The organism is Paenibacillus sp. Z3-2 (assembly GCF_054161325.1).
In genome coordinates, this window is sequence record NZ_CP096397.1 from 6,152,073 (window position 1) to 6,177,597 (window position 25,525).

Here is a 25,525-nt window from a genome sequence, read left to right on the forward strand (position 1 = left end):
GTTATGAATCTACCTAATAAAGCAGGGTGGATTCGTTAGCAACTGGTGTTGTCTCTTATTTGCTGTGCATTTTAAACTCCAGGAACAGGTCGTTATAATGCGAGAGCATTTTTTTTCCCAGATTATCGTAAACCTCAAGCTTACCTGTCAGTGTCTCGTCCGGATAGAAGCGTTCATCCTCGGAGATGTCCTCTGGCAGCTGCTTAAGTGCCTCGGCGTTCGGGGTGGAATACCCGACATACTCCGCATTGCGAGCGGCATGATCCGGGTCCAGCATGAAGTTGATAAACTGGTGTGCCCCTTCAATATTAGTCGCTGTTTTTGGAATAACCATGTTGTCGAACCAGAGGTTAGAGCCTTCTTCCGGCACCATGTAATCCAGCTTGTCGTTCTCATCCATAATCTCGGACGCATCCCCGGACCATACGAGCCCAACGGCTGCTTCCTCATTCGCGAGCAACATCTTGATCTCGTCACCAACAATTGCTCTGACGTTCGGTGTCAGTGTAGACAGCTTCTTCAGAGCTTCTTGCAGATGATCTTCGTTGGTATCGTTCAGGGAATACCCGAGACTGTTGAGACCCATACCAATGACTTCACGTGCACCGTCAAGGAGCAGGATCTGGTTTTTCAGACGTGGGTCCCACAGGTCGTTCCAGCTATCAAACGTTAATCCACCCACCAGTTCGGGATTGTACACCACCCCCACCGTTCCCCAGAAATAAGGGATGGAGTACTTGTTGCCTTCATCAAAGGACAAGTCCATGAACCGAGGATCGATGTTGTCCAGATGGGTCAATTTGCTATGTTCGAGTGGAACGAGCAGGTCTTCTTCTTTCATTTTGCTAATCGCATATTCGGAAGGAATCGCCACATCAAACGTGGTTCCCCCCTGCTCAATCTTGGTCAGCATCGCTTCATTGGAGTCAAACGTCTGATAGATCACTTTAATGCCCGTCTCGTCCTCAAACTCCTTAAGCAGATCCGGGTCGATATAATCGCCCCAGTTATAGATGGTCAGCGTGTTACCGCCAGAATACCCCTGACTCTTGTTCAGATACGAAGCCAGGATCATCAGGGCAAAGGCGGCCACGAATACAATTGCAAATGTCCGTACCAGTTGCTTCATGGACGCAGCCCCTTCCCTCCAGGTGGAATCCGCGTTGCACGGCGGTTAATGAAGTAATATCCAACGACCAGCAACACCGTCAACAGGAACAACAGGGTAGACAGCGCATTGATGGACAAGGATACGCCCTGCCTTGCTCTGGAGTATATCTCTACAGAGAGTGTTGAATACCCATTACCCGTGACGAAGAATGTTACTGCAAAATCATCAAGTGAGTATGTCAGTGCCATGAAGAATCCGGCAAAAATACCCGGTTTCACGTATGGCAGCACTACACGCGTCAGAATCTGCCATGAACCAGCGCCCAGATCCCGTGCCGCATCCATCAGTGTCGGACTCATCTCCTGTAGCTTCGGCAGTACCATTATGACAACAATCGGCACACTGAACGCAATATGAGACAGCAACACCGAAGTGAAGCCCAGTTTGATGCCAATCATGGTGAATAGAATCAGGAACGATGCACCAATGATCACATCGGGACTAACGATGAGCACGTTATTGAGTGACAGCAACGTATTTTTGGTCCGTTTGCGTCGCACATGGTAGATCGCTAGTGCTCCTGCTACACCAAGGATTGTCGAGATGGCCGATGACAGCAGCGCAATGATAAATGTATTCAGCACAATGATGAGCAGCCGAGTATCGGCGAACACCTCTCTGTACCATTCGAGCGTGAATCCTTCGAAGCTGCGCATATGGCCGCCACTATTGAAGGAATAGAAGATCAGATACGCAATCGGTGCGTACAGTATGGCGAATACAACGGCTAGATAGACGTTAGACAGCTTTCCGTTTCTTCCCATTACGCACCTCCTTCTTGCCTGATCCAGTCAGGAACATAATAATCGCCATCGCAATAATTAAAAAGACGGCAATCGTTGAGCCCATCCCCCAGTCCTGGGTGACGAGAAAATGCTGTTCAATCGCTGTTCCCAGCGTAATTACACGGTTCCCCGCAATGAGACGGGTAATCATGAACAGAGACAGCGCAGGAATAAATACAGCCTGACAGCCTGATTTCACACCGCTAATCGTCAGCGGAAAGATAACCCGGCGAAATGTCAGCCACGATGAGGCCCCCAGATCCCGCGCCGCGTAGATCAATGATGGATTCATCTCTTCCAGCGCATTGAAGATCGGCAGGATCATGAATGGAATGAAGATGTACACCGAGACAAAGATAAAGCTGAAGTCGGTGAACAAGATCTGCTGTGTGCCAATACCCACTACTTCAAGCAGAGAGTTGGTCAAGCCGTACGTTCCGAACAGCCCGATGAAGGCATACGCTTTTAGCAAAAGATTGATCCAGCTTGGCAGAATGATCAGCAGCAACCATAGCTGCTTGTGCTTCGTCCGGGTCAGCATATACGCCGTCGGGTAGGAGATTAACAGCGAGAAGGCCGTAATCAGAAATGCATACCAGAACGAACTGAGCGTCATCTGCAAGTACACAGGTGTGAAGAACCGGGCGTAGTTGCCAAACGTGAAGTTGCCTTCGACGTCGAAGAACGAATAATAGATGACCAGCAGAACCGGCGCCACAACGAACAACACCATCCATAATACATATGGAATCAGATACGCATTGCGTGTGCTGGCCTTAGTCTGCATGAGCGGCCTCTTGGTAGGCTTCGAGACGTTTGTCGAACTCTTCCTCGGTCTCGTTAAAGCGCATGACGTGTACCGCTTCCGGGTCAAAATACAGTCCAATCCGCGCGCCTACAACGGCTTTCTTGGTTGAATGAACAAGCCACTCATTGCCCGCATCGTCGTACGTGGATATCTCGTAATGCACCCCGCGGAATAACTGGGAATCCACATTGACCTTGAGCTTGCCCTGGTCTTCAATTGTAATTTCCAGATCCTCTGGGCGAATAACAATCTCTACCGGCTCGTCCGGTTGGAGACCCTGATCGACACACTCGTGCTGTGCACCAGCGAATTCCACCACAAAGTCCTGCTTCATTTTGCCTGATACAATGTTCGATTCCCCGATAAAGTCCGCCACAAAGCGGTTAATCGGCTCATCATAGATATCATTCGGTGTACCGCTCTGTTGAATCACGCCACCATTGAGGACAAAGATCTCGTCGGACATCGCCAGAGCCTCTTCCTGATCATGAGTAACAAAGATAAACGTGATGCCCAATCGCTGTTGCAGCTCCCGCAGCTCGTACTGCATTTCGGTCCGCAGCTTAAGATCGAGTGCTGACAAAGGCTCGTCCAGTAGAAGAATTTCAGGTTCGTTCACAATCGCACGTGCAATCGCAACACGTTGTCGTTGTCCGCCGGACATTTCGCCAATTTCACGGTTTTCATAACCGGAAAGATTGACGAATTTGAGGGCTTCCAACACTTTGCTGCGAATTTCAGCTGTTTTCATCTTTTTGATCCGCAAACCAAAAGCCACGTTCTCAAATACATTCAAATGTGGAAATAACGCATAATCCTGAAATACAGTATTCACCTGCCGCTGGTGGGCAGGCACTCGGTTGATGAGCGCACCGTTAAAATAAATACTGCCCTGTGTCGGCTCCGCAAAGCCGGCAATCAGCCGCAATATGGTTGTTTTCCCGCACCCTGACGGGCCAAGAAGCGTATAAAATTTACCCCGCTCAATCTCAAAGCTGACCGCCTTCAATACGGCTTCATCCTGATCATATTGCTGGGTCACCCCTTCAAAGCGGATAATCGGTTGTTGTTCTGACATGCTCACATCGCCCCCCTTATACTTGAGGTACATCTTAAGTCTGTACACTTTCGTTCATGTATCCTTATTGATAACCCATCTATTATATATGATTCAGGTATATCCGCAATGGTTTTGATGTAAACGCCACGTGTCATTTCTTCTTATTTTCAAAAATCCTGCATACATTACGGGTATATGTCGATATCTACGCATTCCTTTGGAAAATGAATCATGTTTGGGATTCCATTTTATGGTGAGGGGAGTCTTGGCTCTTGGATATTCGTCGTAACCTGCCTTTGCTGATGACTGTTTGTTTCCTAAGTCAGATGGGCGGTTTCATGATCCTGCCCCTGTTTCCTTTGTTTATTGAGGAGTTCGGCCTGTCTGGCTGGATGATGGGGGTTATTTTTGCACTTTTTTATGTCGGGAAAGTGATTGGTGGCATTCCTGCAGCGGCCATGTATAAGAAACTAGGTGGTAAAAAAGCTCTCATCCTCATGCTGTTACTGCTCGCTGTCTGTATGGGTGGCTTCGCGCTGTCTACTGCTGCGGTGTTATTCGGCCTGCTCCGACTGCTGCAGGGGCTTGCTTCCACCGGCCTTACCGTGGTCGTGCGTTCCATCATCGGGGATGGGGGCAGTGTAGACAACCGCGGACTGTACAATGGATATATCAGCAGCAGTGAGGGTGGCGGTATGGTACTTGGCCCAGTCATTAGTGGCTGGCTTGCATTGCATTGGCCCTTGTCGGTGCCTTTTTTGCTCGTTACCTTATGTTGTCTAATGGCCGTGGTCGCTGCGATGGGGATGAAGACGACGGCACAAGTTAGACTTGATCAGAATTCTGGGAATACGTTGAATGATCATTTATCAGAAGAAGCTACAGCTACCCCGAAACAAGAACCCCTGGTCAACTCCCACCCTCATGCTGCAACGACTGCCCCTCCTTTCCCTTCAACAACATCTTCTGGCCCAATTACAAGGCTTACCCGGCGGCAACAGCTAATTGGCTACGGTACGGTGCATTTTCTGGAGATGAGTGCCTATGCGGTATTCCTCACCTATTTCGCACTGTATGCAGCTCACATCATGCACTGGAACCCCTTTGCAACCAGTCTCGCCTTCACCGTCTCCGGGATCTCTACGCTTGCCGCTGCTCCCTTTGTTGGTTATCTCTCTGACCGGATGGGCGATCGCCTGTTGCTCTGCATGCTTGGCATGTTCCTGATTGGAATTGAAGTCGTTGTATTTCTAAGCACGTCCTCCTATCTGTGGGTCTACGTTGGTATGCTGATTGGCGGGGTCGGAGGGGCCTGTTACATGGATTCATTCTTTGCTCATATTGGTGATCACATCCCGGACGAGAGTCGAAGTTCTGTCATAGGCAAAATCGTCTCTGCGGCCGAGATCGGCTCCATTGTGTCTCCATTGGTGGCAGCACTACTGATGGAGATTGGGTCGCTGTACTCCGTGTTTGTGTTCAATCTGGTGCTGATTGCTGCTGCCATTGTAGTTCAGGCCGCGATGCGCAGTCGGTATCGATTGAAAGAGGGGTAGTCCTTCTTTGGAAAAAATAATCGCAAAAAATAACCCGCCTGCACTACTCAGTGTGCAAACGGGCATTTCATTGATGCATCCCCGGCCTGAGGCTGGTGATTCTCCACTTGTGCATTCTGCTGCTCGCTGCTTCGCGGCTCTGCGGCAGATGCCACGCCATCTTTCAGGGTATACGCCTGATCTTGACGGAAAAAGTTCGGCTTCACGATCTCATTACGATAGGAGCTGTGGAAAATATGTGTCGTCGCCGGGGACACTGGCGGAATTAGCCACACCCAATCCCCGGTCAGCTCACGTCCAGCCTTCTCTTCTCGCTGTTCAAACATAGCAAATTGCGCTGCTGCCGTGTGGTGATCCACAATGCTCACGCCTGCTTTTTTGAACGAATACAGCACAGCCACATTCAGTTCCACCAACGCCCGATCCTTCCACAGCGTCGTTTCACTCGACGTATTGAGTCCAAGCGCTGCCGCCACCGCAGGTAGTTTGTTATACCGGAACGTATCAGCCAGATTACGGGCGCCGATCTCTGTTCCCATATACCAACCGTTAAACGGCGCTGCCGGGTAAGATAAACCGCCAATCTCCAGTCGCATATCAGCAATCATCGGCACACCATACCAGCGCATGCCCAGCTCGGCAATCTCCGCTCGCTCGGGGTGTTCAATAGTTACTTCCACAATCTCTTCCTCGGGAACAGCGTACCACTCGGGTTCTTGTCCTCTTGCCTGAATAATGAGTGGTAATACATCATAGGAGCCACCTGCTCCTTGCCAGCCAAGGGACATGGCAGCCTTGGTCAGCTCCACGGAAGCAGGATCTCCAATAATGCCTTGCTCTGTCTCATATCCTGCATAACGGATGAGCTGATGATTCCAGAGCCGTACGGGAGCTCCACTCGGCCCATCCGGTGGAAGGATGGTGATCATCGGAATGACTTTACCTCCGTTAGAAGCTACAGAGATGTGGTTCAGCACAGCATCCGCTGCCGTTCCTGCTGTATCGGCATGACGTGCGTCCACGATCCGCAGCTTGTCCCAGAACAGCCGTCCGATGCAGCGGTTGCTGTTCCGCCATGCCATTTTACAACCCTGCTCCAATTCCTCTGTGGTGTGTACATAAGTATCTGTTTCCTGAATCTCGCTCATAACGACAGCAAGCCGGGCCTGCGCGTCTTCACGCGAATAGCCCAGCTCTTCGTAACATGTATATATAAACCGTTCAGCTTCTTCCTGCAATTGTTCCAGGTCTGACCGCATTGTTCACTCCACCATTCTGTACTTCTTGGATGCCATCATTATACGGCAAGCACACCGGATTTGTAAGCGAACGGACACTTTGTTCACGGACTCTACATATCGTTGTCAGGATGTAGGGTGACTTTGTTTATTTGCCCAGAAATGCGTTTAACATCCAGACCTCTTTATCCAGCGCAGCGGTGAATCCAATCAGCATATCTTCCGTTGCGTTATCTTCCGCTTCTCCTGCTTCGTGAATGCCTTGACGAATCACCTCCACCATCGTAAGCAGATCAGTAACCACCGACTCTACCATACGCTCAGCAGACAACTGGCCTTGCGCCTCTTCAATCGGAGACAGACGCAGTTGTTCAGTCATGGTTGCTACCGGACGTCCACCAATAGCAAGCAAGCGTTCAGCAACTTCATCCATATTCGCTGTAGCCAGGTTGTACAGTTCTTCGAATTTGGCGTGCAGTGTGAAGAAATGAGGTCCTTGAACATACCAGTGGAAGTGATGCAGTTTCGTGTACATTACGGACCAACCTGCGATCTGACGGTTCAGAACCTCTTGAAGTGCTGTGGCGTTGTTAGCAAAAGTGTTGTTTCTAGTTTGGATTGTGCTCATGGAATTTATCCCCTCTCGAATATAAAAATGGTTTTGAAATTTAGGATGGACTGCTTTAATTCGTTTCTTTTAATTTAGACTTAATCTAAATCCTGTTTTAATTATAACACCGCATATACGGTTTGGGAAGGCTCTGAACTACTCTTTCAAATGAATATTTCATGAAGCACAGCTTCATAGAAACATTGGTACAGGCAATAAGAAAAGTGATGATTGTAAGCAAATTGTTCCCAACCTATTAGAGCTATGATAAACTCATCTGATTGGGTTTCCATCATTTTTATGGAATAGGATGATACCCATCATAAGGACAGTTACCGTTGTAGGAAGTTAAATTTGTCACTATTGCGGAGGTAAACATGAGGATATTTCAATTTAAGCAAGAGTCAGGTAAGAGGATTACCAAATTCGAATCTAATTTCGTAATGTCACGTATCACGCAGACCCATAAAGAAGCTCATATAGGATGCATGCACTTGGATAAGGATGGAGAAATAGGCTATCACCAAGCTGTGGTTCCTCAACTCCTTTTAATCGTAAACGGAGAGGGTTGGGTTAGAGGTGAAACAAATGAATACATCAAAATTCATTGTGCTGAAGCGGTTCTCTGGGATAAACATGAATGGCATGAAACTAAAACAGAAACTGGACTAATGGCAATTGTAATTGAAAGCGAAGAGTTAGACACCTCATCATTGATGCCTTTATAGAAGGTATAATATAAAGAGCAGACCTGCACCAAGCTGGTAGCAGAACTGCTCCTTTAGACATAAATCTCCTTAAACTCGGACGGGTTCAAAAGTCAGAATAGAACTGATTTCCTCATAGCTCCGTGCTACAAAATGGGGCTGATGATCGGACTCCGGCAATGCCTCCCGATGGTTGAACCAGATAATTGTCCACCCCGCATCAACTGCACCTACCACATCATTACGCCACGAGTCTCCAATGTAATAGCTGGAACGAGCTTCTGTCCCGGTCTGCTTACTCACATATTCGAACAACCTCCGATCCGGCTTGGCATACCCAGTCGTACCGGAGATGAAGATCAGATGCTCGTCCACGAGACTAAGCACATCCAGTGCTTCAAGCTTGCGCCGCTGATGCTGCCCTTCTCCATTGGTGATTAGACCGACGGTATGGCCTTCTGCCTGAAGCCTTTTGATTAGCTCATATGCTCCTTCAAAAGGTACAATCTCAAATTGTCTGCTCAAATACTGCGCTTGTAGCTCTTCAGCTTGTCCCTGTTGTAGAGGGATTCCAAACTCCTCCATCGTCAGCTCAAATCTCCGACGACGCATTCGCTCTACTGCATCCGGTTCTGGTACAGCGGACAGATCTTCTTGAGCAGACAGCCAGTCACTATAATAACGAAAACGATGATAGGCCTCATCATAAGGGAAATCTTCCGGCAGGCCGAGAACGTCCTGCAATGCGCCACGAAGCGGCTGCAGGTGATCGTATAAGGTATCATCTACATCGAAAAATATGGTTTTAGCATTATTTTTTTCATTCATAATGGTTGTCTATCCTCCTGCTTTTGCGTCCAAACATTCTCTTCTTACTATATATGTATTCTTTTGTCCCGTCCAAAAGAGGATTTCTTGCAGCCCTCTCTAGGTTAAACCATAGCCAAAGACCTCTGTCTGGCAAAGAAGCATTGAACAGTCATTCTTATACATAAAAAAACACCCCATTTCACAACTCATGGTCATGAAATGGGGTGACGCTCTTTTTTTAATAAACTCTATTCTACAATCAAGGATACAACCTTACCTGCATTCACATCAATCAGGCCATGGTCCGTAATTTTCAGCGCCGGACTTACCGCAAGGGAGTGCGTGCTGATCGACATGATCGGATTGTAATGCACGTACCCAAGAGACAACATCGCTGCTCTCAGCTCCTTCACTTGATGGGACACCACTGCAAGCGGTTCTTCCGTCAAAATGCCACCTACGGGAAGTTCCAGATGGGACAGCACCTTGCCGTCTTCCACCACACAGAATCCACCTTGGCTCGAAATCACCGTGTTAGCTGCCAGTATCATATCTTCACGGTTACGTCCTACAACCAGCAGGTTGTGATTGTCATGCGAGTATGTCGTAGCAATAGCACCACGTTTGATGGTGTCTCCACCAATCAGACCATGTGCTCGATTGCCGTTCACGCCATAACGTTCAAAGGTCGCGATCTGGGCATATCCGCTGTCTTCCCACTGCAATTCGCCATCCGAAGACTGAATTGATGCAATATGCTCTTCTACAAAAGTAGAACCATCCTTCACCATCATGACACGGCATTGGTACTCCCCTTCACCAGCGAGATCAACATCTGATCCACTGACTTTCGGGTCTGACAACTGAATTGCAAAATCCGCTACACCTAGCTTCTCCAACTGCACACTCTTATAGAAGTGAGGCGGGAACTGTCCTGTGCTCCGTTCCTGCTTATACGGTTCGTAGTCGTCATAAGCTTTGCGGCCTTTTTTATACACCTGATCAATCGACAGTTTCCCCAGGTTGGACAGTAACACGTAATCCGCCACTTTGCCTGGCGCGATGCTGCCACGGTCGGTCATTTTCATACGGAGTGCAGGGGTAGATGTTGCTGCGTAGATCGCATCTTCCGGGCGCATCCCCATCTGAATTGCCTTGCGTACGATATGATCCAGATGACCACGCTCCACCAGTGAATCTGGCATCACATCATCCGTCACGAAGCAGAAATGCTGCGCCACATCATGTTGAATCAGGTACTCCATGACTTCCGGGGTCATTGATTTCTCTTGGATTTCAATAAACATGCCTGCCGCAATCCGCGCCTTCAATCCCTCAATGCTCTGATGGGTATGGTCGGAATCAATACCTGCGTAGATCAGTCGATGCAGATCGAGTCCAAGCAGTTTCGGTGTATGACCTTCGATCACCAGATCGGGATAGTTTTCGCGGATATGCTGTAAAATCTGGTTCGTCTTGCAATCCGGATCACGGATGACATCGACATAGTTCATGATCTCGCCCAGACAGATGATCTCGCCAGTGGCGAGCAGCACGTCCATGTCTTCGATCTCAATTGAACCACCTGTTGTCTCCATCGGGGTTGCCGGAACGGAACTTGGGATCGCATAGAACATGTCCACCGTCGTCTCCCGACTCGCAGCCATCATCTCCTGCACACCCTCCAGCCCGAATACATTCGCCATCTCATGCGGTTCCGCTACAATGGATGTTACCCCGCAGCCAATCAGACCATGGGAAAAGGTTTCCGGTGTCACCATCGTACTTTCGATATGCAGATGAATATCGATCAAGCCAGGAATCATGTATCTTCCCCGCGCATCAATGACTTCATCTGCCTGAATCATCTCTGGTCCGCCGGGTCCAACATACATGAATCTGCCGTCGAGTACAGCAACGTTGTTCATTTCAAACCGTTTATAATAACTGTTATACACATGTACATTCACAATGAGTTGATCTGCACGCATGGGGCATAATCTCCTTCTTTCACAAGCATTTCACCGCGATCCGGACTGGACAATGAAACTGCACTTTAATCTGATGCACTGCACTTGATTGCGTACCACTGCCTCGTCCGGAATCATCGCATGAAACACCTTCTTTGCTGCTCTTATTTCTTAAAGCTACTCCCTACATTCACGACTACTCTACCAGTACAAGCTTGTCCTGTGGGAAAATCAAGCTGACACGCTGCCCACTAAGGTACGGCGTTTCCATCTCCTGATTTGCTGTAAAGTCACCCAGTTCCGTCTCGATTACATACTGATAACTGCGTCCCAGATACGTGCTGACTTTGATAATCCCCGGCAAGGCGTTCACCACATCCGCAGAAGTATCTCCACTAACCATCAGATCATCCGGGCGAATCGCACCTTTGCGTGCACCGGGACGTGCTGTTCCGGGATGTGCTGTTGCTGTAAACGTACGTCCACCTGCGCTCAGGGTAATCACTTCACCAGCATCACTACGCTCTGCAAATTCAATGAAGTTATGGAACCCGATGAATCGTGCTACAAATTCCGTTGCGGGATATTTGAAAATGGTTTCCGGGCGGTCGAGCTGCTCGACTACACCTTTGTTCATAATCGCGACCTGATCCGAGATGGAGAAGCACTCTTCCTGGTCATGAGAGACATACAGCGTTGTAATGCCCAGCTCTTGCTGAATCCGGCGAATCTCCACCCGCATGTTGAGTCGCAGGTTAGCATCCAGGTTACTGAGTGGTTCGTCGAACAAGAGCAAGTCAGGCTCAATCACCAATGCCCGGGCAATCGCCACACGTTGACGCTGTCCACCGGACAGTTCTTGTGGAAAACGTTTCTCAAATCCATTCAGGTTAACGACTTCAAGGATTCGCATCACACGGGAAGAGATATCCTTGTCTTTCACCTTGCGCATCCGCAGGCCAAAGGCCACGTTGTCATAGACAGACAGATGCGGGAATAACGCATAACTCTGAAATACAAATCCGAAGTTCCGCTTGTTCGCCGGAACCTTCGTATAATCCTTGCCGCCGAACATAAACTTGCCCTGCGATGCTTCCAGGAATCCGGCGATGAGGCGCAGCGTAGTTGTTTTGCCGCAACCGCTCGGTCCGAGCAGGGAGAGCAGCTTACCTTTTTCCAGATCCAACTGAAAATCCTTCAGGATTGTCTGCTTATCGTATGCCACGGATACGTGGTCTAATGTCAGCAATGCCATAGCGTTCTGCGCCTCCAATTAACGTTTAGTAAAGTATGAAAATCCGCCCATGATCCGTTCGATCACGAACATTAAGAGTCCGGTCAGTACCATCAACAGCACGGAAATCGCTGCAATTGTTGGGTCAAAATAATTCTCGACATACGTCAGCATCTGAATCGGTAATGTGCTTACCCCTGGTCCGGTCATGAATACCGAGATATCCACGTTGTTGAAGGACTCCAGGAAGGCAATCAGCACCGCCGCCAGAATACCGGAACGAATGTTAGGTAGCACGATCGTGAAGAACGTTCTTACGCGTCCCGCTCCGAGACTCAGCGCAGCTTCTTCCACTGCAAAGTCAAAGCTCGACAGACTCGACGCAATAACCCGAATGATAAATGGAAGCATGATAATCGTATGACCGATCAATAGTCCAAGATACATCGGAAGATGGTAGATTACGATCAGGTATTTCATCAATGTAAAACCAAGCACGATTCCCGGGATCAGTACCGGGGACAGGAACAGTGCGTTCAGCACAGACTTGCCTTTGAAATCGTAACGACTGAGTGCATACGCAGCCGGAACTCCGAGCACCAGCGCCAACAGGTTCCCCAGCAGGGAAATGAGGATGGACGTCTGGAACGTGCGGAGGAATCCGCCTGTGTTGAAAATATTCTCATACCAGCGGAAGGAGAACCCTTCCGGCGGAAATTTGAGTACCGTTCCCGGTTCAAACGAAGTGACCGATATGATCAGAAGCGGGCCCAGCAGAAAGATAAAGACCAGCAGACTGAACAGGCCCAGCCCGATATGTTTCTCCCGCATATGTCTACCCCTTCGGATTTAAAGTTTTGGCCATTTTGTTCATGACACCGACCACGACAAATGTAATCACAATCATAATCGCGGCAACAACCGAGGCCAGATACCAGTCGTTGAGGGTCATGGCGTTCTGATACAGGAACGTAGCAATTACACGCTGTTTTCCTCCAAGGAGGGCAGGTGTGGTATACGCCGTCAGGCTTCCGACAAAGACAAGCACGGCTCCGATCACAAGTCCTGGCACAGCCAGTGGGAACACGACTCGGCGGAATGCCGTAATGCGCGATGCGCCCAGACTTTGTGCTGCTTTGAGCAGGTCACCGTCAATGTTCTCAAGCACACCCACCAAAGAGATAATCATCAGTGGCAGGAACAGGTGCGTCAGACCGATCATCATCGCTGCCGGTGTGTACAGAATATCCAGCGGCTTGTCCACGATGCCCAGACCAACAAGGGTGTTATTGATCAGCCCTTTGCGTCCAAGGATAATCATCCAGCTAAAGGAGCGCACGACCGGGCTCGTCAGCAGCGGGAAGATCGCCAGTGCCAGCAAAATGCCTTTGCGGCGCGGTGCTTTCTGCGAGATATAATAAGCTGTCGGGAATCCGAGCACCACACAGACGATGGTGGTGACCACGCTGACTTGCAGCGTCGTAAGCAATATTTTCAAAAAGTATGGGTCTCTGAAAAAATGCATGTATCCTTCAAACGTGAAGGAGTTTTCTTGGAAAAACGTCGACCCGATCGTCAGGACAATCGGAATGATCATAAATGCCGCCAAAAACACGAATCCCGGCAGCAATAGCCAGTAGATTACTGATTTCTTCATCGCGATACTCCTGACTTGTAAATTTAATTCGAGATTGATACTTGAGTACTCCGACTGCAGTACCGTCCTTCGATCCCTGTTATCTCCCGACTTTTTTGATTCATTTTCATAGGTGAAAATCGGGGGATAAAGGGGAACGCTTCGCAGATCGGTTCTGCACTCTCCGCAATCTTATAAATATCTTATTGGGCAGAGCAGCTACGCGTTTAACGCGTTGACAAACAGTTCAAGGAAGCTTTCTGCATCTACGGTTTCGCAGACGAGCGTGTTGGGTTGCTCGCCCAAACGGTTTTGGAAATCACATACCATCTGGCCATCGCACAGGCGGCTGGCGGTTTCGACATCGACGTAATACGATTTGCGTCCTACCAGTTCTGGGGCAAGGGCTACACCCACAGCTAGTGGATCATGCAACGCGCAAGCGCGAACGCCGTTCATTTGTTCATAACGGTTGATATAAATCTCGGTGCTTTGAGCGACGTACGCACGAAGTACAGGATCTGTGAGACGCTCAATCGTTGCTTCATTCAGCAATGTTTGACGCGTCACATCCAGTCCGACTTGAGTAAGCTTCTCGATACCTGCGTGCAATACGATACGAGCCGCTTCCGGATCAGCGTAGGTGTTGTACTCGGCTGTCGGTGTAATATTGCCATGTCCGCGAACAACACCACCCATGAAGATGACTTCCTTCAATAAAGAAGGCAGTTCAGGGCACTTCATCAGCGCGAGTGCCAGATTCGTTAAGGGTGCGGTCATGATCAATGTCAGTTCGCCTGGATATCGCTTGGCTTGTTCCACGATAAAGTCAGGCGCAAAACCTTCCTCAGCTTGCTTGGACACCGCCGGATCAGGCAGCGCACCGCCCAATCCATCCTGTCCATGTACCCGGTGTTCATAATGCGACTTGCGAGTGAGGGGGCCAGATGCTCCGGCAATCACCGGAATGGCTGGTGCACCTGCGAGTTCAAGAATTTTGCATGTATTCTCTGTTGCCTGCTGGAGTGATACGTTCCCACAGACTGTGGTGATACCGAGAATGTCCAACTTCCGGCTTTTGACGGCCAGCAAAATTGCCAGTGCATCGTCAATCCCCGTGTCCACGTCCAGAATGATGCGATTCTGCGCTTCACTCATCCGTTCTCAACTCCTATGCGGTGTTATGGTTGCTTGCTGCAAATGATATAAGTTCAACATGTTGACCAAAGATAACTTTTAAGTCAGTCGGTTAATTGTTTTATTGTGCAATCTCACGGTTCCAGCGATCTGTCCAGCCTTTAACTTGTTGATTCACGAATTCCATATCAAGCTTGTTCAGCTTCTCAACCACTTCAGCGCCGTATGTTACGCCTTCTGCTTCTTCAGCAGTCAGTTCAACCTTCGTGTTTACCGGGGAATCGACTTTGGCTTTAGCAGATTTCGCTTGTACATCCTGGCTGAGCTGCCAATTGATGAACTCTTCAGCAAGCTCTTTGTTTTTGCTACCCTTCACGACATTGATTGTGTTCATCACGGCATATGCACCTTCGCTAGGTGTAACAAACTTTGCATTAGGCACGGCAGCTTTCAGATCTTTGAAATACATTTCCATGATCGGTCCGCCTGCAATCTCTTCTTGGGAGAACATATTCACGAATTCGGACGTTTGGCTGTAGAATTTCACCACATTGCCGCTCAGTTTTTTCAGTTCAGCAAATGCCGCATCTTCATTAAACGTATCGTTTCCGGCTACACGGGAAGCTGCATCCACAACCATTGGGCCTGCCGTTGCCGTAATATTCGGGATGGTCAGGTTACCCTCGAACGCCGGGTCCCACAGGTCACTCCATGAAGTCACTTCTTTGGAAACGAGGTCCGGGTTATAGGCGATACCGAGCTGTCCAACCGTGTAGGCCGGGCCATAATCATCACCAAGTGGTGCTTTGGGAATATCATAAATGTCATTTACATTTGGAATTTTGGAACGATCGATTTTCTCAAACAGACCTTCATCGATACCTTGTTGTGCATAGTAGTCAGACAGGTAGATGACATCGACGTTCGATGTACCTTGGCGGATTTTGTTCAAACGCTCAGCGTTATTGCCGACTTCGAGCACGATGTCTACATTATGTTCTTTTTCAAAGGGACCAAATACCGATTCATTGAAGAAATCTTCCGAGAAGCCCCAAGTGGAGATAACCAATTTGTTAGCCGCTGTTCCCCCACTGCCTGATCCGCCTGTTGCATCCTCTGTGCTGCTGCCACAACCTGCAAGTAATACCGATGTCATTGCCACTGCTGCCAAACCGCTAATCCACTTTTTCATCATGATCCTTATTCCCCCTGATATGTGTGATTTTACAACCCAACCATTAAGTTGAACTAGCGTACATGCTCTGCTAAGCATTTACACATAACGGAGAGGACAGAAATAACCTGAAGAAGCGAAGCGTGCGCCTTTATCACCGGATTTCACCTTTATTAAAGGATCAAAAAATCTGGGGATAACAGCGATCGGAAGGTTGTTCTGTCATCGAGTGCCCGTGTAAATTACGTTAGTTGATTGTGTATAGTTCGACTTAAAAAACAAAAAGAAAAGCGCTCTTGTATAAACAAGAACACTTTTCTTCGTAAACAAAGGAAAGCGACACCCGCTGCCGGTACATCATCGGTTTCTGCTTCAGAATCAATCCAAAGACAGACGCCATCGTATGAAATTGTACGGAAGCTGATTATGAATCCAGTCAACAACCCCCGTAAGCATCAACAAGAATCAATCCTGCCGATTCATCCTAGGCCTGCTCCAGAATCACATTCGTGATCGCCCACTGAGTGGACGCATCATAATCCCGCAATATAGCTTCAATTGGCAAACCCATGTGTTGCTCGAGCTTCTCCCGGAATTTCTTCTTATATAAGACAGACATGCGGAAGTCCACTTCCAGCTTTAAGCCGGGGGCCTCCCCTTCCAGGGCGTCAGAGCGCGGTGAACGTCGGTGCTTCGCGTAGAAGGTAACAATATTCTGGTCAATGGTCACTCTCAGGAGAGTGGTGCCAAATCCGAACAGTTCCTTCGAAATTTCGTTATAATACTGGCACATCTTCTTCTTGCTCTCATTGCTGTCCAGTAGTTCCATGAACTCACCCACATCTCTTACTACCGTACATTCGACGTGTTAACACGATTGATTATACATAAATATGCGATCATAGGCAACCCAAAAGATATAGTTAACATGATAATAACACATAAAAGCGAACGATGAGACAATAACTGCCGAAAACAATTCATCTTATACCATAGTGAAATTAACATTAATATGCCTGCATGTCAGTTCTATACTATTGTTACTTCTAAACTCCATTTTAATACCAGGATTCGAGTCTTCGTTTCAACTTTCCCTATAGGGGTATTAATTCCTGCGAAACATAGACAAACTTCGTCACCAACCGTTAAAATTAGACACAATGTCAACATGTTTATTATTTCTAGAAATTGGAGGCTCATGCCATGAAATGTCCAGTATGTAATCACGAAAATGGAGATGCCCATTTTTGCGAGAGGTGCGGCTCTAATCTAACGCAAACAACCTCTTCGCCCACTCCTGTACCGAATCCGGAACCTGCTGCTTCTTCCGAACCGAAATACACCCGTTGGTCCAGTACACAGGCCACATCTTCCCAGGCACCGGTTCCGCCCAACACACCATCCGTCTCGACTCAAAAGCAACACTCAACAGAATCAACAAACACCAATGACCACGCTTCTACAGGAGACAACAGTTCCAATCAGTGGAATAATATCGTGCAGAATGAGAAAGTTCAGCAAGCCAAAGAAGTAAGTAAACAGTATCTATCCTATTTTCTCAGTGTATTGGCCCGTCCTTATCAAACGATGAAAACCGTTGGTGACCAGCATTCCCTTAACGGCTGGCTGACGATGGCGCTGATTGCAGTCTTATCTTCTACATACTTCTTAATTACCTATAGTCGCATAGGCATGGACGGCTTGTTCATTGGTGGATTTATCCGGCCACTGTTGTTCACCGCCATTATCCTGATAGCCTCTATTGCACTGATGTACGCTATTCTGAAGATTGAAAAAATAACATTCCGTCCCAAAACACTGGTTGCCCAGTTCGGTACATTGCTTGTTCCTGCTGTCGTATCCCTCGTTCTGGCGAATCTGTTTATTATCATCTCGTATTCCATCGCGATTTCATTGCTCGCTGTCTCGTATATCATTATCTTTGTCGCTCTGAACTCGGTACTGTTCCAATATCCACTGAATCGCACCAAAGCAGCCATCGATAGCATGTACAGCGTGCTGATCGCCAATGTGGTCGTGTTCTTTATTCTGTATCGATTGTTGGGTGAGATTGTTATTGGGCTGATCGGACTGATGCTTTCGCCGTTTGGTCGTCTGTAAAATAGTTCAGTTGGAATAAAGCTTATTTACACTTGTTATTTCGATGACAGAACAACCTTCCGATCGCTGTTATCTCCAGATTTTTTTAATTCACTTTTGCAAAGTGAAAATCTGGCGATAAAGGCGAATGCTCCGCTTCTTCAGGTTCTTTCTGTCCTCTACGTTTTCGTGCAAATGGTTATTCCAATAGATATAAATTTTCCTGACTCTTTAGATTTATATTGAGACCTTCCCTGCTCACGTGGGGAAGGTCTTTTTTGATTTTCTAAGGCAGCATTGCGCTGGGTATGTTTCATACACTATAATGTGTAGTGCAATAGGTATGTTCTTATTTACGTAATAAACACGAAACAGTAACTCCCGTTACGTAATGAGAGGGTTCACCATTGCCACTAACACTACATTTCGTAGTGCAATGATCTCATTTTACAAAGAAAGCAGAGGACTCTCTATGGACATGACTCATATGAATCATATGCAAATGGAGCACGAGGCAGTTACATCCTATCTGTGGCTCATCGTAGGTACAATTGTGGTGCTGTTCTCCATCGCCGCCTACATCTGGGCATCACGTACGCAGGGCAAGATCCTGAGTCACATGAAAAAGAAAGAACGGGCCGACATTCAGAAGAAAAGTCGTACCCTTCGACTGGCTGCACATGCCTTGATGGCTGTATCGATTATTACGTTTGGCCTGTTCTTCATGCAAGGTGCAGGAAAAACATATAATGTAGCCGATCTGGACTCCGAAGCGACAATCGATGTGACTGACGATAAATACTATGGGGCAGACCATACGGAAGACCCGATCCAGTATGAGATGAAAATCCCAACATCGGGACCGCATAATCCGCATGATATCAAGTTTGGATTTTACACCGACTTCCCGGGCTATAATTACTTGGTTCATAATCTGGAGCACGGGGACATCATCATCTATTATCGTGAGAACGCAAGCGAAGATTTGAAAGAACGTCTGAAGTATCTTGCCAAATTCCGCGAAGCCGGAGCAGGTATTCTGGCTGTGCCCAACAAGGATATTCCCGAAGGCAGTGAAGTCGTCGTGACGGCATGGACCAAAACGATGAAGCTTGACCAATTCGACGATGCCAAATTGGGTACTTTTATCCATAAATATATTAATCAGGGACCTGAAAAGATACCTGCCTCCATTCGCCAGGGCGGCGGAACGATGTAGTTATACTGCCTCGATAGATCAGCCCACAACAAAAAAGCCGCATGGCAGGGACGGGATTATGGGTTCAACCCCATATCCAGACCACTGTCTGCGGCTTTATTTTTTGTACCTTTAATTTAGGCACGCCCTGAGGCTGCCTGAATTAGTAGCGCTGCGGAGCAGCTTTTTTACCCAAATCCGTCATGTACGTAAAGAACGCTTCCGGATCGGTATCATACACCAGTTGTACTGGACGTCCGTCTGCTTGCTCCACCGTGCGGCCCTGGCTAGGACCATCCGGGATGACAATACAGTTTACGGTTTTCTTCTTCACGATGTCCTCGCGTCCAACGGAAGCCGTTGTCAGCACATCCCACAGATAGTATGTGGAATTCGTCTCACTGTACACCAGTGGCGGACAACCTGCGTAACAGTTCCCCAGGAAATCAACGCCTTCGAAGCGGCGTTCTGCTGCCCAGCGGTTACGAACGGCTGGAGTCAGAGGTACTTTGTTCGTACTTTCCAGTGCAACCAGATCGATCTGGATACCACTCTGCCACACACGATAAGCCGCTTCCGGGTCCCAGAATACGTTCCATTCAGCTGTGCCGTCATGCTCGGGCTCTTCTACGTTACCGCGCTCAAATGTGCCACCCATCCATACCAGCTTGTCGATTTTCTCTTCAATGTCTGGTGCTTCGTCGAGCGCACGCGCAAGGTCTGTCAGTGGTCCTGTGAACAGAAGCAGCGTTTTGCCTTCGGTATTGCGTACTTTCTCGATCAGATGCTGATGAGCTGGAACGGCAGAGAGTGGTGCTTCCATTTTGCCCGACTCGTTCAGTACAGGAAGTGCATCTACATAGAAGGAATGCAGTCTCCAAGCCGCAGGAAATGGATTTTTCCCTCTGGAGTTGGATTTGGATACCTCTACGGAATATGTACCGAAACGATCGATGATTTTACGGCTGGCATCTGTTGCTGGCTCCAGATATCCGTCTGCCGGAATAACCGATACGCCGGTTACATGTAAATTGTCCATTTGCAGAAGCATGAACAGCGATACGAGGTCATCCACACCGCCGTCATGGTTAAAATACACATTAAGTTGGTTCGTCATGTTTGCTTTCATCCTTCCCCTGGTTGTCCCATTGATGTTGATCATCCGTCTGCTCAAGGCCGACGCTCCCTCTATTATGTCCCATAACCCTTGGCTACGTAAACCTTCCCCATCCAAAGAAACCAGGGATCATGCCTCATCCTGCGGATATTTTACAGTTCCACCATTCCATCTCAGGAGTACAACTGGTTGTCGCCGTCATTGTCCGAAAAATAAAGAAATGGACAGCGGGCTTAAAGCCCCGCCGTCCATCTCACCCAATCCATGGATTACATGGACTGGTTTTGTTTCTCCTCGTTCTTCTCTGCAATCGGCATATACTTGCCTGGCCAGAAAGCCCTTTTGCCCAGCAATGCGGTGATAGCCGGTACCATGAACGGACGGACCAGGAAGGTATCCAGCATCACACCTACAGCTGTGATAATACCAAACTGCACCAACACCTGAATTGGCAATGTAGCAAGTACCGCAAATGTTCCTGCCAAGATCAGACCGGCAGAGGTAATAACAGATCCAGTCTCTCCTACCCCTTCCTTGATGGCTTGACGGAGCGGCATCGTTTTGCGTTTTTGCCAGATGCTAGAGATCATGAAGATGTTATAGTCTTCACCCAAGGCTACGAGGAATACGAAGGAATACAGCGGAATCGCTCCCTGAATGGCATCTGCGCCAAGTCCGTAGTGAATAATGATCCAACCGAGCCCCAGTGCAGAGAAATACGATAGAACGACTGTCGCGATCAGGTACGCTGTGGCTACGATTGAACGCAAGTACAACAGCAGTAACAATGTAATCATGCCGATGACTACCGGAATAATGATCTTGGCATCGCGTTCTCCCGTCACTTCGATATCATACTGTTCAGCCGTCTGACCATCGATCCAGACCTGACTGTCCACATTAGCTACACCAGCATCTTGAAGCGCCTGTTCCGCAGTAGCCCGCAGATCCGGGATATGTTGCATCGCCTCCATGGAATATGGATTCAGATTGAATTCCACATCAAAAGCGGTAATGTTGGCATTCTCGGCCCCATGCTGGGCATCGCCTACTTTGCTAATGTAATCCAGCGATTCGAGACGCTGCTTCAGATCAGTTTCTTTGCCTTCGGCATCAACGATCACTTTCACTGGAGCCAGCTCACCTTGGGAGAACTGTTCGCCAATGACTGTGAACCCTTCGCGGGAAGGCACATCTTCCGGGAAGGAAGACAACAGATCATATGTGAATTTAACCTGAGTAGAGAATACAGCCAGTCCTCCCAGCAATACCAAGGTAATCGCAAGAACGGTCCATGGCTTCGTTACTACAACACGGCCAATCCAGCTTTCCTTGATTTTGCGCGGAGCCGGAGCCGGTTTGCCTTTTTTCTTGGCACGTTCTACTTCCATCTCATGTGTACGCGGTACGAATGGATAGAATGAACCCCGACCGAAGATCGCGAGAAGCGCCGGAACCAGCGTTAGACTTGCAATAAACATAATAAAGATGGACAGACTGAATGGTACGGCAAAACGATGATATGCACCGTATTCAGCCAGCAACAGCACAAGCAGTGCTGCAACGACCGTGAATCCACTCATGGCAATGGCGCCAGATGATCCGGTAATTGCCTGGAAGATGGCTTTCTTTTTGTCCGGCTCATGATAGAGAATTTGGCGATATCTGGAGATCATGAACAGACAGTAATCTGTACCTGCTCCGAACAACAAGACGGTCATGATTGAGATCGACTGTGCGTCCACCGTGATCCAGCCTTGATCTGCCATGAATCCGAGAATGGGGCTTGTCACCATATACGCGAATCCAACCGCAATAATCGGGATAATTGCCAATACCGGCGAACGGTAGATCAACAGCAACAGTACTAATACCAGTACAACCGTAGCGATAAGCAAGGATACATCGGCAGAGGAGAACAGTCCGCTCGCATCAATGGATATTCCTACAGGCCCTGTTACACGGGCAATCAGTGTATTGGTATCATCTATGGCTACATCGAACGGGTTGGCCCCGAAGATGTCTTGTGTTTTTTGCTCAAGTGCTTCAATAGCTTCCTTCAATTGTTCTGCATCAGCACCTTCATTGAAGAAAAGTGGCATAACCAAGGTACTTCCGTCTTCCGAAAGCTGGCCTTTCAATGCCTGTGGTGGCAATTGATAGAGTGGCACAACGGACTGCTGTTGTCCTACCGGATCTTGATCCAGCCGCTCCGTTAACGCCTGAATGTTCTGAATCTGCTCATCCGTCAGACCGCCGGCTTGACGCCATACGATCAGTGCGGGCAGTCCTTCACCACCAGGGAATTCCTTCTCGGCAAGTGCAGCTGCCTGAACCGATGGTTTGGATTCACTCAGATCCTGTGCGTTATTAGTTTCACGATCACCTACAGCAGGCCATACCATGCCAAGCACAACGGCGATAATGATCCATACCAACAGCGTAATCCATTTGCTTCGTTTGCCGGCTACCCAGCGGCCGTAACCCGAACCTTCCTGCATTGTCTCTTCATCTCCCTATTCTGTTTTTATGAAGCCCTAATATATATGATGGTGTAGTAATGAACCACGGGTCATAGTATAATCGAGTTAATTATATATACCGGAAGGTTAATTTTGCAATGCCTAATTTTGTGAACACGTCTAACAAGCAATTAAATACGTAAAGAGGTATGCACCTATGAGCAAAAAAACAAACATTCCCCGTTCACCGGGTAGACCCAAAGCAGGTGTGGATCAAGCATCTGTCCAAACCAACATATTGATGACCGCGTCACGTCTGTTTATGGAATACGGGTATGAACCCGTCTCTCTTCAGCAGATCGCTTCGTTATGTAATGTGACCAAAGCATCGATCTATTATCACTTCTCCAGCAAAGCCGAGCTGTTCACCGTTGCCATCACCCGCATGATGGCGATGGGCATGCAGCAGACCTCTCTTCGTCTGGATGAACCCGGCTCATTGCAAGAACGGCTGGTTAAGGTTGCCGAAGCGAAGATGCAACACTCCCATATTGAAACGGAGACCATGATGCGTGAAGCCGAGAAACATCTGGACATGGAGCAACTTACTCAGATTCGGGAAGCAGAGGTTCGTATTTTTGAAGTACTAGCCACTCATTTTCAGAAGGAGATGGACAACGGTTATTTGCGGGCCGCCAGTCCCATGCTGCTTGCCCATGCGTTTACGTCACTGCTGATGCTCGCGAACCGCGAAGATGTGCGCAACATGAATGGCGGAAGCATTGAGGAACTCGCCCAGGAACTGGTGGATCTGTTTCTGGATGGAGCTGTTGGGCGGAACTGATGCTGATGCTAGCTCCAGATTCTGGCCAATGCAGCAATACCCGGGTCAATGCGTTCCGGTTCTATTCCGGCAAAACCGATAATGAACTCTCTTTTGCCATCTACTGGTTCGCTCCCATCAATATGTAACGCTACTTGAAGAGGCAGGGCATCTCAATCTGTCCCGCTTTGAACTATAGGAGGAAACAATATGCCCCAACCAAAATCATCCCAACGTATCCCCCGTCTGCTGGAAACGCAGCGCATATACCTGCGTCCTTTCGAGATTACAGATGTGGATGTTTATTTCCCTGGTCTGTTTGACACCGAGATGCGTAGGCTGACGGGTACACAGAACAGCTTCACACGCACTCAGGTTGAACGTTATGTTGAAAACGCAGTACAGGATGACTCCAGACTCATGTTGCTTATTGCTTTGCAGGAAAATGATCAGATCATTGGAGATGTCGTCCTGATGGACATGCATGCCAAGAATCGTAGTGCACACATACGGATTGCCATCGATCAGGCGGAGCATCAAGGCAAAGGCTACGGCAGCGAAGCATTGCTGCTTATGCTGGACTACGGCTTCGGCATCTGTAACCTGCATCGAGTCGAGCTTGAGGTTTACGCCTTCAACGAGCGAGCCATTCGCACGTATGAGAAACTCGGATTTCAGCGCGAAGGTGTGAAGCGGGATGCTTTGTACTACAATCACCAATATCATGATTCCATACAGATGAGCCTGCTGGAAGATGAGTTCCGGCAACGTCATATGGATGATCAGGAAGGGAATAATTAAGTTTCCGATCAGCCAAAATCAAACCAAAAAACCGGGAGATTTAGTACCCCTCCCCGGTAAGAAACTTCAAACGACCCGTCAGCACGGACAGCTCGGCGGGTGTCTTCATGTATAACTCGCCATCCGTATCGGCTGACATCGGTTCATCCGTCTTCAATTTGAGCATAGATGCCTTGAAGTATGAAATGCTTCCATTCTGAGGTTGCCAATCGCCCTCAGGCTTATGCGATAGAATCTCTCGCAACAGCGGAATGCCTGTCTCATGAATAATGAGCACGTCCAGCTCACCATCCTGCAACGCATCCGGTGCAAAAGGTAATGCATTGGTGCCCAGAAAACGGCCATTGGCTGCATAGATCATCACAGCTTCGCCCTCCATCTCTTTCCCATCCGCCTCCATTTGATAATGAAACGGCTCTGTATGACTAATCGTCTGTAACGTGCTGATGAAATAACTGAGCTTCCCCAGCGCGCCTTTCAGATTCTCATTATTATTCTGCGATGTATCACTGATTAAGCCAATGCCAAAAAAGTTCGTGAACACCCGATCATTCGCGCGTCCAACATCAATGGACACCACACGACCCGCCAGTATTTCCTGCGCCGCCGTCTCTGCATCTGGTGAAATACCGAGCGAACGCGCAAAGTCATTACAGGTGCCCCCAGGTAATATGCCAATCAACGGAGGATGTTGCAGATCAGCCAGTCCATTCACGCATTCATGCACCGTGCCATCCCCGCCCAGGATAAACACCACATCAAATTGTTCTCCGCGTTCAAGGCACAGCTTCTCTCCTTCACCCGGTCCATCCGTACGCACAATAACGAGTTCGTGAACAGCGGGAGCGAGCACGCCAGCTACAAGACCAACTGCATTCTCTCGATTGGCCTTGCCCGAATGATGATGATGAATTAACAAGGCTTTGTTAAACTCCATCCTTCTCTTCCTCCATTCCAATGCTTGTTAACCTTTACCCAGAAAGGTTGAGGCCGTAAACAAGCCTTTCGCTAAGTACCTCCTCATCATGATCCAAAATAGGTTCCCCAATCAGGTATGCATCCTAATCGTCATTCATTCGTAATAGCTATATAAGTTCAACTCATTTCCTTGTTTAACCAGAATGTATG

Annotated in this window: 23 protein-coding genes; 6 read left to right on the top strand and 17 right to left on the bottom strand. The window is 48.3% G+C overall.

The features are described from left to right. Nucleotides 1-55: 55 nt before the first annotated feature. From M1D71_RS27435 to M1D71_RS27450, 4 genes are read right to left on the bottom strand one after another with little or no spacing between them, the layout of a single operon-like run. Entirely contained in the window at nt 56-1,129 is a 1,074-nt protein-coding gene (locus M1D71_RS27435; RefSeq protein WP_458124443.1) for an ABC transporter substrate-binding protein, read from the bottom strand. Next, nucleotides 1,126-1,935: an ABC transporter permease gene (locus tag M1D71_RS27440; protein ID WP_062836831.1), complete on the bottom strand. Its 810-nt coding sequence runs from the start codon at nt 1,933-1,935 to the stop codon at nt 1,126-1,128. The genes M1D71_RS27435 and M1D71_RS27440 overlap by 4 nt, the downstream gene beginning before the upstream one ends. Then, on the bottom strand, nt 1,910-2,743 hold the full coding sequence (locus M1D71_RS27445; RefSeq protein ID WP_017691799.1) for an ABC transporter permease: 834 nt from the start codon (nt 2,741-2,743) through the stop codon (nt 1,910-1,912). The genes M1D71_RS27440 and M1D71_RS27445 overlap by 26 nt, the downstream gene beginning before the upstream one ends. Next, nucleotides 2,733-3,842: an ABC transporter ATP-binding protein gene (locus tag M1D71_RS27450; protein ID WP_458124444.1), complete on the bottom strand. Its 1,110-nt coding sequence runs from the start codon at nt 3,840-3,842 to the stop codon at nt 2,733-2,735. The genes M1D71_RS27445 and M1D71_RS27450 overlap by 11 nt, the downstream gene beginning before the upstream one ends. Nucleotides 3,843-4,096: 254 nt before the next feature. Here M1D71_RS27450 and M1D71_RS27455 point away from each other — a divergent pair, with 254 nt between their 5' ends. Next, nucleotides 4,097-5,380 (top strand): MFS transporter, encoded by a 1,284-nt coding sequence (locus tag M1D71_RS27455; RefSeq protein WP_458124445.1) that lies wholly within the window; start codon nt 4,097-4,099, stop codon nt 5,378-5,380. Nucleotides 5,381-5,427: 47 nt separating this feature from the next. Here the strand turns inward: M1D71_RS27455 and M1D71_RS27460 are convergent, their stop codons facing one another. After that, nucleotides 5,428-6,639 (bottom strand): nitric oxide synthase oxygenase, encoded by a 1,212-nt coding sequence (locus tag M1D71_RS27460; RefSeq protein ID WP_458124446.1) that lies wholly within the window; start codon nt 6,637-6,639, stop codon nt 5,428-5,430. A 127-nt stretch (nt 6,640-6,766) separates the two neighbouring features. After that, nucleotides 6,767-7,246, bottom strand: coding sequence for a Dps family protein (locus M1D71_RS27465; protein WP_458124447.1), 480 nt, complete (start codon nt 7,244-7,246; stop codon nt 6,767-6,769). A gap of 359 nt (nt 7,247-7,605) precedes the next feature. Here M1D71_RS27465 and M1D71_RS27470 point away from each other — a divergent pair, with 359 nt between their 5' ends. Next, complete coding sequence (locus M1D71_RS27470; RefSeq protein ID WP_458124448.1) at nt 7,606-7,956, top strand: cupin; 351 nt, start codon at nt 7,606-7,608, stop codon at nt 7,954-7,956. 69 nt (nt 7,957-8,025) lie between these two features. Here M1D71_RS27470 and M1D71_RS27475 read toward each other — a convergent pair whose 3' ends face one another. From M1D71_RS27475 to M1D71_RS27510, 8 genes are all read right to left on the bottom strand, one after another. Then, entirely contained in the window at nt 8,026-8,763 is a 738-nt protein-coding gene (locus M1D71_RS27475; protein ID WP_458124449.1) for an HAD family hydrolase, read from the bottom strand. A 230-nt stretch (nt 8,764-8,993) separates the two neighbouring features. Beyond that, on the bottom strand, nt 8,994-10,736 hold the full coding sequence (locus tag M1D71_RS27480) for an adenine deaminase (RefSeq protein WP_458124450.1): 1,743 nt from the start codon (nt 10,734-10,736) through the stop codon (nt 8,994-8,996). A 175-nt stretch (nt 10,737-10,911) separates the two neighbouring features. Continuing rightward, nucleotides 10,912-11,970 carry an ABC transporter ATP-binding protein gene (locus M1D71_RS27485; RefSeq protein WP_458124451.1) on the bottom strand — a complete coding sequence of 353 codons (1,059 nt, stop codon included), beginning with the start codon at nt 11,968-11,970 and terminating at the stop codon, nt 10,912-10,914. 18 nt (nt 11,971-11,988) lie between these two features. Beyond that, nucleotides 11,989-12,780: an ABC transporter permease gene (locus tag M1D71_RS27490; RefSeq protein ID WP_458124452.1), complete on the bottom strand. Its 792-nt coding sequence runs from the start codon at nt 12,778-12,780 to the stop codon at nt 11,989-11,991. Between the two features lie 4 nt (nt 12,781-12,784). Further along, on the bottom strand, nt 12,785-13,606 hold the full coding sequence (locus M1D71_RS27495; RefSeq protein ID WP_036612869.1) for an ABC transporter permease: 822 nt from the start codon (nt 13,604-13,606) through the stop codon (nt 12,785-12,787). A 198-nt stretch (nt 13,607-13,804) separates the two neighbouring features. Then, nucleotides 13,805-14,743 (bottom strand): nucleoside hydrolase, encoded by a 939-nt coding sequence (locus M1D71_RS27500; RefSeq protein ID WP_458124453.1) that lies wholly within the window; start codon nt 14,741-14,743, stop codon nt 13,805-13,807. Nucleotides 14,744-14,843: 100 nt separating this feature from the next. After that, a complete protein-coding gene (locus tag M1D71_RS27505) occupies nt 14,844-15,914 on the bottom strand; it encodes an ABC transporter substrate-binding protein (RefSeq protein WP_458127366.1) in 1,071 nt (356 codons plus the stop codon). A gap of 466 nt (nt 15,915-16,380) precedes the next feature. Next, nucleotides 16,381-16,725 carry a Na-translocating system protein MpsC family protein gene (locus M1D71_RS27510; RefSeq protein WP_017691786.1) on the bottom strand — a complete coding sequence of 115 codons (345 nt, stop codon included), beginning with the start codon at nt 16,723-16,725 and terminating at the stop codon, nt 16,381-16,383. A gap of 374 nt (nt 16,726-17,099) precedes the next feature. Between M1D71_RS27510 and M1D71_RS27515 the strand changes: the two genes are divergently transcribed. Then, nucleotides 17,100-18,017, top strand: a complete 918-nt coding sequence (locus M1D71_RS27515) for a hypothetical protein (RefSeq protein WP_458124454.1) — start codon at nt 17,100-17,102, stop codon at nt 18,015-18,017. A gap of 451 nt (nt 18,018-18,468) precedes the next feature. Beyond that, a complete protein-coding gene (locus M1D71_RS27520; protein WP_458124455.1) occupies nt 18,469-19,215 on the top strand; it encodes a DUF3105 domain-containing protein in 747 nt (248 codons plus the stop codon). Nucleotides 19,216-19,357: 142 nt separating this feature from the next. On the opposite strand, the gene M1D71_RS27525 is transcribed toward M1D71_RS27520, so the two are convergent. Together M1D71_RS27525 and M1D71_RS27530 are read right to left on the bottom strand one after the other, a co-directional pair. Continuing rightward, nucleotides 19,358-20,311, bottom strand: coding sequence for a nucleoside hydrolase (locus tag M1D71_RS27525; RefSeq protein ID WP_458124456.1), 954 nt, complete (start codon nt 20,309-20,311; stop codon nt 19,358-19,360). 269 nt (nt 20,312-20,580) lie between these two features. Then, on the bottom strand, nt 20,581-22,812 hold the full coding sequence (locus M1D71_RS27530; RefSeq protein WP_458124457.1) for an MMPL family transporter: 2,232 nt from the start codon (nt 22,810-22,812) through the stop codon (nt 20,581-20,583). Between the two features lie 178 nt (nt 22,813-22,990). On the opposite strand from M1D71_RS27530, the gene M1D71_RS27535 reads away from it, so the two are divergent. Both M1D71_RS27535 and M1D71_RS27540 read left to right on the top strand, forming a co-directional pair. Next, nucleotides 22,991-23,617 (top strand): TetR/AcrR family transcriptional regulator, encoded by a 627-nt coding sequence (locus tag M1D71_RS27535; RefSeq protein ID WP_458124458.1) that lies wholly within the window; start codon nt 22,991-22,993, stop codon nt 23,615-23,617. A gap of 189 nt (nt 23,618-23,806) precedes the next feature. Next, nucleotides 23,807-24,397 (top strand): GNAT family N-acetyltransferase, encoded by a 591-nt coding sequence (locus M1D71_RS27540; RefSeq protein WP_458124459.1) that lies wholly within the window; start codon nt 23,807-23,809, stop codon nt 24,395-24,397. 40 nt (nt 24,398-24,437) lie between these two features. Here the strand turns inward: M1D71_RS27540 and M1D71_RS27545 are convergent, their stop codons facing one another. Continuing rightward, nucleotides 24,438-25,334 carry a diacylglycerol/lipid kinase family protein gene (locus M1D71_RS27545; protein ID WP_458124460.1) on the bottom strand — a complete coding sequence of 299 codons (897 nt, stop codon included), beginning with the start codon at nt 25,332-25,334 and terminating at the stop codon, nt 24,438-24,440. Nucleotides 25,335-25,525: the final 191 nt, after the last annotated feature.